This is a genomic window from Stenotrophomonas sp. SrG (assembly GCF_050031795.1).
Classification (GTDB): domain Bacteria; phylum Pseudomonadota; class Gammaproteobacteria; order Xanthomonadales; family Xanthomonadaceae; genus Stenotrophomonas; species Stenotrophomonas rhizophila_A.
Genome location: NZ_JBNBBE010000816.1, coordinates 1 through 245 on the forward strand (window position 1 = coordinate 1; position 245 = coordinate 245).

Consider the following 245-nt stretch of genomic DNA (forward strand, 5'->3'; position numbering starts at 1 on the left):
GGTGGACACCGGGCGCTTATGCCACGGCGACACACCGACCCGGGCCGATTGCGGCCTGGTGCCGCAGCTGTTAAACGCCCGCCGCGTAAACGTGGATCTGGGCCCGTTCCCGACCCTGGTGCGGATCGACGAGGCGTGCCTGGCCTTGCCGGCCTGCGATGCGGCGAGGCCGGAAGTCCAGGCGGACGCGTCACCCTGAAAGCGGGGACCGACCCTCGGGCGGTACCTGCCGGTCCGACGCCGTG

General features: G+C 71.8%; 1 pseudogene. It reads left to right on the forward strand.

The window, feature by feature from the left end:
- A pseudogene (locus tag ACQG3P_RS21825) lies at positions 1-199 on the forward strand (maleylacetoacetate isomerase); the annotation flags it as partial.
- Positions 200-245 lie beyond the last annotated feature (46 nt).